The organism is Veillonella sp. oral taxon 780 str. F0422 (assembly GCF_000221605.1).
Classification (GTDB): Bacteria; Bacillota; Negativicutes; order Veillonellales; family Veillonellaceae; genus F0422.
Genome location: NZ_AFUJ01000072.1, coordinates 1 through 10,396, shown reverse-complemented (window position 1 = coordinate 10,396; position 10,396 = coordinate 1). Strand labels below are relative to the sequence as shown.

General features: G+C 36.0%; 4 protein-coding genes and 2 pseudogenes. All 6 read left to right on the top strand.

Going from position 1 to position 10,396, the window contains the following annotated elements; genetic code table 11:
* Nucleotides 1-1,003 (top strand): annotated as a pseudogene (locus HMPREF9200_RS08790) (TonB-dependent receptor); the annotation flags it as partial.
* A 321-nt stretch (nucleotides 1,004-1,324) separates the two neighbouring features.
* The gene (locus HMPREF9200_RS09135; RefSeq protein WP_009354168.1) at nucleotides 1,325-1,945 is read left to right on the top strand and encodes a TonB-dependent siderophore receptor; all 621 of its coding nucleotides are present in this window, start codon (nucleotides 1,325-1,327) and stop codon (nucleotides 1,943-1,945) included.
* The gene (locus HMPREF9200_RS09130; protein WP_038145224.1) at nucleotides 1,906-2,871 is read left to right on the top strand and encodes a hypothetical protein; all 966 of its coding nucleotides are present in this window, start codon (nucleotides 1,906-1,908) and stop codon (nucleotides 2,869-2,871) included. Before HMPREF9200_RS09135 ends, HMPREF9200_RS09130 begins: the two co-directional genes overlap by 40 nt.
* Nucleotides 2,872-2,888: 17 nt before the next feature.
* Nucleotides 2,889-5,204, top strand: coding sequence for a TonB-dependent siderophore receptor (locus tag HMPREF9200_RS07730; protein WP_141558216.1), 2,316 nt, complete (start codon nucleotides 2,889-2,891; stop codon nucleotides 5,202-5,204).
* An 863-nt stretch (nucleotides 5,205-6,067) separates the two neighbouring features.
* Nucleotides 6,068-6,565, top strand: a pseudogene (locus HMPREF9200_RS08590) (TonB-dependent receptor); the annotation flags it as partial.
* 426 nt (nucleotides 6,566-6,991) lie between these two features.
* The coding region (locus HMPREF9200_RS07720; RefSeq protein WP_009354167.1) for a TonB-dependent siderophore receptor at nucleotides 6,992-10,396 on the top strand (3,405 nt) is incomplete at its 3' end.

Genomic DNA, 10,396 nt, shown 5'->3' with positions numbered 1-10,396 from the left:
TAAAGCGAATAAAGAAGCAATCCTAAAAGGTTATCAAGAACAAGCAGAAGCTATTGCTAAAAACTCATTTAATGCAGGGGTAGTAAAAGTTGAGGCAGAGAGTAGCTTGTTAGATAACATAGGCGATAAACTTTATGAAATGAATTATCTTGCTATCGGTACTCCTGGTGAATCTTCTATTGCTAAAACATATGAATCAGGTATGTATCCATATCTTGTAGCGCAATATTTCAATGAAATCGTAAGTGCCTTAGAAGCCACAGATGGACATAGTAAATTACCACGAGAAGCTTTCATTCCATATACTGGCGCTATCATTCCAGCAGAAGGTATCGTATTACAACGTGATGTCATTCCACCGATTAAACGAGCGGCCTATGTACAGTTACGCCATATGGTAGGTCAACAATTAGGTTTGACTGCTTGGTACTTACGCTCTATGGGTAATGATACAAATACAGTACAATTTGCTAGTGGCTTAGGTACATCAAGTACCACTTTCAAAGGTGTGGCTAATGTAGTCGGTATTGGAGCAAAATATAGTACAGGTAATGCATCCGTATCCTTTGATTACGGTCAAAATAGAACTGATTTTGGACGGTATATGAATGGACGCACTGTGTATAACTATGTTCCAGGTAGTATTAACTTTACACCAACTGGTCGTTCAATGGGAGGAAATCCAAGCTTCTGGGTAGTACGTTTTGATATTGGTCAATCCGACTATAAACGTGCAGGTAGTTGGAATGGTTTCATCGATTACAAACGATTTGATCATGGTTCCTTCTTTGGCGGCAATGGTAGTGGTTCTGTACCAGATCGTTACTTAGATGGTATTAGTAGCTTTACTGTTGGAGGCGGCTATGTTCCACGTAAAGACTTGTTATTAGAAGCATTCTACACATTTGATGCAAAAGCGACTGGACAACGTGATACATTATATGGTGGAGAAAACTTTAAATTAGGAAATTATACAAGAATTCAAGGAACGTATAAATTCTAAGTATCTCATACATTTGTATGAATCTATACAATAGTATAAGAAACTATTTTTAATGCCTAATGAGTACATCTATGGTGCTCATTAGGCATTTATTATGTTACATATACTTGGAATGTAAAAGAAGAAAAACAAAAGTAATAGTTATACACATGAAAAATATGAGAATTATTTGCAAAAAATATAACGGAATGGGCTAATTGAAAACGTTTCGGAGTAGATATGATAGAAGAATTGGTATAAAATTAAAGCAAAATGATATTTTTTGTCATTTGTGTTATTATTTGTGTTAATTTTATGATTAGTATTTAGGAGTAGATTGCAATGACGACAAATCGTAGAAAGCAACAGAAGTACTTCATGCTATCTTGTGCGATTGCTACATGGATAGCACTACCAGGGTTGATGTACTCAAACTCAGTACAAGCTGAGGGGTCTGTATATGTTACGGCTGATAGAGCTCATGAAGAGGCTAAATATAACTCACAACAAGTGAGCATTATTACTAAAAAGGACATTGAACAAAAGCAAGCTAAATCAGTAGAAGATATCATTTTCACTGAAAGCGGTGTATCTCGTACTGTAGATTCTATGGGTCGTGTGGGTGTATCTATTCGTGGTGCGGAAGCACGTCATACGTTGATCTTAGTGGATGGTCAAGCCGTACTAGGCGACTTAGCTAAATTTAGTGGCGCAGCGGATGAAGTAATGCGCCTTGGTACAGAAAATGTAGAGCGTATTGAAATTGTTCAAGGCTCTGCCAGTGCGAAATATGGCTCTGATGCTATTGGTGGTGTTGTGAATATCATCACTAAAAAAGCAGCTAAAAAACCAACTATCCAAATCAATGGGGAAGGCTCTCGCGCTAAAGGTGGAGAAACTGGATATGGTAATTCCAATTTCTCTTGCGTGCCGATTCTGGACAAATGGGTAAAGTTCGTGTAGCTATTTCTGGTAGTAAACGTGATATTTTACCAGTATATGCATCTCAAGAAAGAAGAGATACTGGTGATAAACTAGAAGGCGAATTTAAACCAAATGTGCTTCGTTTCTATGGGGATACATCTGATATTGGGTTAAATGCTATCTATGATATTAATAAAGAGCATAATGTACAATTACGTTTAAATCGTTTTACGGAAGATTTACAACGTGATGTAAAACATAGTACATCTCCTATGGAACCGCAACGTCATTTTAAACGTGATAGTAACCGTAACACATTGAACATGATTTGGAATGGTCGTGGTGGTGCTAGTGATTGGAAATTAGAGTTGAATCATTCTCGCATCAATGAAAATGATATTTCATTGATTAACTATACTGGTCGTTCCCAATACGAAGGTAAAAATGAATTACGTTATATTGATGATGTAGATCATCGTCAAACAGATATCCGTTTCAATGCTAACTCTGCCATTGGTGATAAACATACTTTGAGTTGGGGAATTGCACAAACTCACGAAACGGGAGCAGGTAGCCGACTTAAAAGTTCTCCTAACGTAAAAACTCGTTATATCGATCCATGGGACTACGATAAAAATTTACTAGTAGCAGGTGTAGACCGTTTAGAACGTAGACCTGGTGATAATAGTTTACGTGTTTATTCTCATATTCACGATTACAAATTTAAACCAAGTAAAGATGGATTGCCAATTTGGGATAAAGATTATGAATACTATGGAGCAGAAAACGAAAGCGATATTCCGCCGATTACTTACGAATACTTCCGTGACCATAAATTAGACGACCCTATTAAACCAACAGATCCAGCCTCATGGTATAATAACTTAACAGATTTTGGTGTAGATGACGAACATTGGGAGAAAATTCGAGATTTCAACGATGCATTAAAAAAGAAAATGATATAAATGGATCATCGGTATATGTGAAATACTTTATGCAAGGAGAATCTTTAGATCCAGCAGAACGTGCTAAAGCGCCAAAATTTAAAGGTGTTAAATTCCTAGAAAAATATCGTGAACGTGAACAACGTATTACTGAAGGTGAAGGTAGTATTGATAAGAGAAATTACTACATAGCAGATGCATGGCAAGTAAATAAAGACTTGTTATTACAACCTACTGTACGTATTGATAAGAGTAATTTATTTGGTTCTCATGTATCTTGGAATTTTGGTGCTACCTATAATGTAAACTCTAATGCTCATCGTCGTTTGAAAGCGAATATTGGCACTGGTTATTCTGAGCCAGGTATGGGTGAACTATGGTATAACTGGCAAATGTTCGCATCCAATCCAGTAGCGCAAGGTGTTGCAAAAATGGGCTGGTACTGGGCAGGTAATCCAAACTTAAAACCTGAAACGTCTAAAAATATTGACATTAGCTTTGAAGGGGAAGGTAAAAATGATTACGCTCGCATTGGCGTTTTCCAAAATCGTATTCGTAACTATATGTCCGTATACTTTACAGGAGAATTACAAGACTGGGCACCACAATTATCAAAAAAAGATAAATGGATGCAAGCACCAGATTTAATTTATAGCTTTAAAAATATTGGTAAAGCAAAAATTACTGGTGTACAGTTAGAATGGAAACATAAATTTGGTTCTAAATGGAGTACACGTTTCGGCTGGACTCGTTTGCAAGCGTTGAATCAATCTGATCCTACAATGCCTGCACATTTATTAGACCGCCCAACTAACAAAATCGATTTTGGTATTACCTATGAAACTAAGAAGTGGAATGCACAATTGTGGGCAGATTATTATCATAAAATGCTTGATAGTAATACACAAAAGAATCGATCCAACTACTGGATTAGTGGTATTGATTCCGATAGTGCCATCTATAATGTATCTAATGAGTACGAAGAAAAATCTTACGGTACATGGAATGCCATGGTACAACGTAAATTTGGCAACGATTCCTTAGTATACTTTGGTATTAACAATATCTTTGATCATCGCGATGATGATAGAGCAACACAATCTCGCGTATATCGTTTTGGTGTAAATCTTAAATTTGGTGCAGGTGGAGATAGTAAAGCTCAAGATGCGAAGATGCAAAATCCTGCAGTAACAAATGGTATAAATGGTAAAACTTCTATTACAAAAGTTCATGTAGATAAAGCTATAGCTACTGTGAATGGCGATGATATGGGACGTGAACATCAATTCTTAGAAAGACCATTTGATGCTAAGAAAGAAAAAGGAACTGAATTTATTGGCGATTATCGTGCACGCTTAATGGCACATGGTGGTTCTGAACGTCCACAATCTTTATACACAAGCACATCCTATGTTGGTAACGCTGAATATAATCTAAAAGATCAAAAAGAACATGGTTTAGAACAACGTATACGCTTTGGTGTAGATGCAAGAATTAATGATAATACAAATGTAAAAGTTCTTGCTAGTGCTAGTGGTACTCACTCTATAGATACAGCAAACACAACAATTAACTCTAAAGGATTAAATAAACAACGATTAGAAAATCTAGATGTTACCCACTCTGGCGGACATTGGGATTTCTCGATTGGTCGCTTATCTGAATCCATGGGTGCTACTGGATACTGGTTCAATAAAACATTTGATGGAGTTCGTGCTGTATGGACGGACCAAAGAAGTCAATTCCGTACCGGTATTGGGTCCTTTAAAGCAAGTACGGGTATTACAGATTCTGCCTATAACCATAGTACGTACTCTACCTATTTTAGAGCTCCAACATTGGAAGAGTTTATTGGTTTAAATAAAATTTATGGGGATAGTGAGACTATAGCGGCAATTTATGGAAATATTTGGAAGACACCAGTAAAAGAAGTTGATGGTAAAAAGGTTCCACAAGAAGGCTCGTTCATGGATATATACCTAAAAGAATTTAAAGGGAAAAATGAAAACCTATACTTTATGGAACAATTAAGTGATGTAGATAATACGATGCCAAATGCAACAGAAGAAGAAAAAATTGCTAAAAGAACTGAAATCATCAAACGTATGGCAAATATCATCAATAAAGCATATCCAGAGTTGGTAAACCATAAATATATAAGCTATAATCCTGTTATATCGGCTGGCAAGGTTAAGGTAGTATATGAAGTAGAGGATGAAAATCATAATGTGGGATATTTAGCGGGTGATATATCATCGTATGCTGAAAGCGATCAATATAGACCTGAAAAAATTGAAAAAGATGATCCAAATAAATTGTATAAGGAAGAAAAAATAAAGTACTCGGTGAAATAAATGGTACATTGAAAAATGAAGTTAACGAAAAATTTGGAGAATCATTGGGAAATCCATCTTTATTAGATAGAAACTATCTGGAAAATAATAAAGAGAAACTAGAGGAAGGTTATAAGGCTGTTGCTGAATGGGCTGCTAAATCTCATTTTTACGGCACATTAGTGTATCAAACTGATACTAGAGATAAAACCTTAGCTTCCGTCATTAAGGAAGAAATGACCAATTACAATGAGGGGGCTAAGATTACAGCTGTTCTACCAAAGAACCAACCTTTGAATACATTGAATAGTCCTATACATAAATATAAATTTAAGCGTGTAGTAGGCATAAAGAAAGTAGGTCCTTATGACTACACTACATCTTCATATAAAATCGAAGATGTAAACGTTATTAATGAATTAAAAGAGGCAAATTTTAGTTCTATTGAAAATTATTATAGTGAGGGTACAGTTACTAATATTGTGAAAAAATATCTTGAGGAATTAAAAGTAACTATTCAAGACTCTGAACAAGGTAACACATTACCACGTGCAGCTCTCGAAAAAGTAATTGGAAAACCAATTAAAGTGACAGGCCTGAAGTTGGAACGAGATGTAATTCCAGCAATCGATAAGGCATTATTTGCTCAATATAAAACACAAATTAACCCTCGTTTAGGCTTACAAGCATGGTTCTTACGTTCCTTGAACAATAATGCTCATTCTATGCAAGCAGGTCATGCGAAAACTAAGATGGTAACTCATACGGGTATTACGGGATATAATAAAGATTGGGCTGGGGATATCGATCTAAATGATCCTATTTACGGAGAGGTAACATCGGAAGTTCCTGATTTAACCAATGATATGTATACGACAAAACGATTGGCTAATATTTTCGCTATTGGTGCACAATATCAGGTCGGTGATAATGCTCTTATCTCCTTAGATTATGGTTTCAATCGCAGTGATTTTGGTCGCTATATGAACGGTCATACTAATTTTGACCATATTCGTAGTACAGCTGACTTTACAGTAAAAGGCCACTCCATGGGCGGCACTCCACACTTCTGGACAGCTCGTCTTGATCTTGGACAGTCTGATTTCACAAGACCTGGTAGTTGGAATGCCTTCATGGATTACAAATACTTCGCTCACGGCTCCTTCTTCGGTGGCAATGGTACAGGTGCTGTACCAGATCGTTACTTAGATGGTATTCGTAGCTTTACATTGGGTGGTGGCTATGTTCCTCGCAAAGACTTCTTGGTAGAAGCATTCTACACATTCGATGCAAAAGGTATTGGACAACGTGATACTTTATACGGTGGAGAAAACTTTAAATTGGGTAACTACACTCGTATCCAAGGTACATATAAATTCTAATAAAAAATAGTATTTTGCTGAAATTACAATCAATAATGGCTAAGTATATATCTTATAACAGTTATTTGTTGAATGAAAAGTGAAATACCTATAGGAAAAGCTATAACTTAGTTGAGGTATATACTCAATTGGTTATAGCTTTTCTATATGTTATGAAAATGGTCTATCTTACCTATTCAATAGACGAAGTTAATATAATATCAATATTTTTTAATTGTTAACATGAATAATTATTGCTATTTAGTAAGGATTTATATATTAAAGTATAAAAATCAAAAATATAATAAAAATAATTCTTAAAATGTCGCAATGGATTAGTTAGAAACTTTTTAGAGTAGAAAAAGATTATCAATACAAGGTACAATAATAGTAATTTGACTTATTTTCTCATTACTAAGAGAGTTTTGTTCTAATAGGAGGATACCAATGACAAGGAAAAGCGAAGCAAGAAATAAATATTTTATGCTTTCCTGTGCCATTGCTACATGGGTTGGGGGCGCAAGTTTTTTAGTTCCGACTGTAGCACATGCAGAAGGATCTGTATATGTTACAGCGAATCGTGCACAAGAAGAGGCGAAGTATAATTCGCAACAAGTGCAAATTATTACTAAAAAAGATATTGAAGCTAAGCAAGCTAAATCTGCTGAGGATATCGTATTTAGTGAAACTGGTGTGAGTCGTACTGTAGATGCTATGGGTAGGGTTGGTGTATCCATTCGTGGTGCAGAACCTCGTCATACATTAATTTTGGTAGATGGTCAGCCTGTGATGGGTGATTTGGCGAAATATCAAGGTGCAGGCGATGAATTGCAACGTTTAGGTACAGAAAATCTAGACCATATCGAAATCGTTCAAGGTGCTGCTAGTGCTAAATATGGCTCTGATGCTATGGGTGGTGTTATTAACGTTATCACGAATAAACCACGCAATAAAGCAGGTTTACAATTTAACTTTGAGGGTATTCGTGAAAAAGGGAATAGCGATATTCTACCTTTTAATAATGTATTTGTGCGAGCTGACTCTGGTAAAATCGGTAAGGTTAAAGTGAATATCTTCGGTAGCAAACGAGATATTATGCCAATCTATGCTAGTGAAAGTCCTAGACAATCTGCACTAGGAGCTGATGATACTGTTGATCATGGATTCCTAAAAAATTCTTTACGGTATTATGGTACAAATGCCAATGTAGGTGTAGCTAGTATTATAGATGTGAAAGATAATCAAACGATCAGTATGAAGCTAGATCGTTATCGTGAAGATTTAGAGCGCTATGTGAAAAATAGTGATTCTTTCATGGTGCCACAAATGCACTATAAACGTGACCTAAATCGTAATACAATGAATTTGACCTATGAAGGTAGAGACGATGTTTCCAATTGGAAAGCGGAAGTTAACTATACTCGTACCAATGAAAACGATTTAACGTTGAGCAGTGACTATGGAAAAAGTACCTATGAAGGTAAAAACACTTTAGAATACACAGATAATATTGACCACAGACAATGGAATTTTGGAGTTTCTGGAGATATCCAAGCTAACGATAATCACCTAGTATCCTATGGTGTTGGTATGTCTCGTGAAACAGGTACAGGTAGCCGTTTGAAAAATGCACCGCATACCTATGTGCGTGATATAGATCCATGGGATTATGATAAGAGCTTATCTGTAGATCGTAATGGTAATCCAAAATCTAATATTTATGACTATTCTTTCAGTAAAGGCAAAGATGGCATTATCGAACGAAATAAGGAAAAAGAGTGGTACAACACAGATAAATCCAATCCAAACAGTAAAGTACCTGAGTTTACCTATGAAGATTTCTTGAATTATAAAGAGAAGTTGACGGAAGGAGATCCGGCAAACTCTCAAGCTTGGATTTTTGGAACAACAGATAATACATTAAAGAAAAAATATCCTGAAGCTTATGCCAAATATATGGAGTTTGCTGCCACATTAATGGCGGAAAATAAAGCAGCCATTGATGAAAATAATGCGACAGCAACTAGTTGGAGAGATAGAATTTATAGCTCTGATGTAGAAAAATTACCATTGTATTATTATGATAAAACAGTACATCCTAAACTCAGTGCTATCATCAAATTAAATGGTGCAACTTTCAAAGAAGAAGAGAACAAGCGTATTAATAAACAAACGGTTGGTACTGGTACTATTAATAAACAATACCTATTTGTGCAAGATACATGGCAGTTAAATAAAAATACGATGTTAACTCCAATTGCTCGTTTTGATCACAGTAGTTTATTTGGTTCTAACTTATCTTTTAATATGGGTTTAACTCATAACTTGAATGGAAATACACATCGTCGTTTCAAAGCAAATGTAGGTAGTAGCTATGTAGAACCAGGGATGGGTGAGTTATTTTATAACTGGGAAATGTTCCCATCCCATATAACAGCGTTTAGTTTAAATGGTGGTCAAGCACGATTAGGTTGGTACTGGCAAGGAAATCCTAACTTAAAACCAGAGAAATCCTTAAATTTTGATGTCTCCATTGAAGGGGAAAATAAAAATACTTACAGTAAATTGACTGTATTTAGAAATAATATTAAAAACTATATTACTGCTTATAATACAGGCCATGTGTTAGATTTCCACACAGATTTGAACGAAAATACTGAACGTGGTATCTATAAATTCTTATATGCACCAGATATGGTTTACAGCTTTAAAAACATTGGTAAAGCCGAAATTACTGGTCTTGAATGGGAAGTGAAGCAAAAACTTTCCAATAAATGGAAAGCTCGTTTTGGATATACATTCTTGCATGCGGTGAATAAAAGCAATCCAGATATGCCACGTCAATTGTTAGATAAACCGGCACATAAAATTGGTATTGGCGTTGACTATGAAGATGAAAAAACTGGTTGGTCTGGTAGCCTTTGGAGTGATTACTACATCAATATGTTAGATAGTAACTCCGTATCTGGCGGTGGCGGATATATGACGTCTGGTACAGCCTACGAAAAAGATCCAATTACAAATGCTATCGTACTTGATCCCGTTACAAAAGAAGCTAAGAAAATTGAAGGTAAATCTGAAATTTCCTACTCTGGCTCCGATCGTCGTACTAGCGATATGTATGAACGTAAAACATATGGCATTTGGAATATGATCGTTCAAAAGAAAATCAATAAAGATTCCCGTGTATACTTTGGTATTAACAACTTATTCAACCATCGAGATGATGATCGTGCTTTGTCTACTCGACAATTCCGTATGGGCATTAATTTAAAATTTGGTGCGGATGCGACTACAGATAAGAGTCAACCAAATATGGCGAAAGTGGAAGTGAAAACACAAGTGGTAGACCATTTGAATACTTTCATTCATCGTGACTTTAATGTAGATAAAAAAGCCGGCGTAGAGGTTGTTGGTGATTTTAGAAATCGTTGGGATAGCCATTTAGGTTTTGATCGTCCAACTAGTCGTGTAACAGCTACAAGCTATATTGAGGATGACGCAGCAGATAACCTTCGTGATGAAAATAATCACGGTATTACATCACGAGTTCGTGCAGGAGTGGATGCTCGTATTGGCAAAGATGTAGATGTGCGCGTGGTAGCTAGTGCCAGTGGTCAACGTGGTGTAGATACTGATCACCAATTAAAAGTGACAAAAGGATTCAACCATCAACGTATTGATGAAGCGACAGTAACTAAACATACCAATAAATGGGACTTAACAGCTGGTCGTATGACGGAACCAATGGGTGTTACTGGATATTGGTTCGGCAAAGAATATGATGGTGTTCGTGGTGTTTGGACAAATGATACGAAACAAGTTCGTGTGGGCTACGGTGATTTCTCACAT

Coding starts and splice junctions, on each gene's coding strand:
- HMPREF9200_RS09135 (WP_009354168.1), top strand. CDS start 1,325: ATGACGACAAATCGTAGAAAGCAACAGAAGTACTTCATGCTATCTTGT.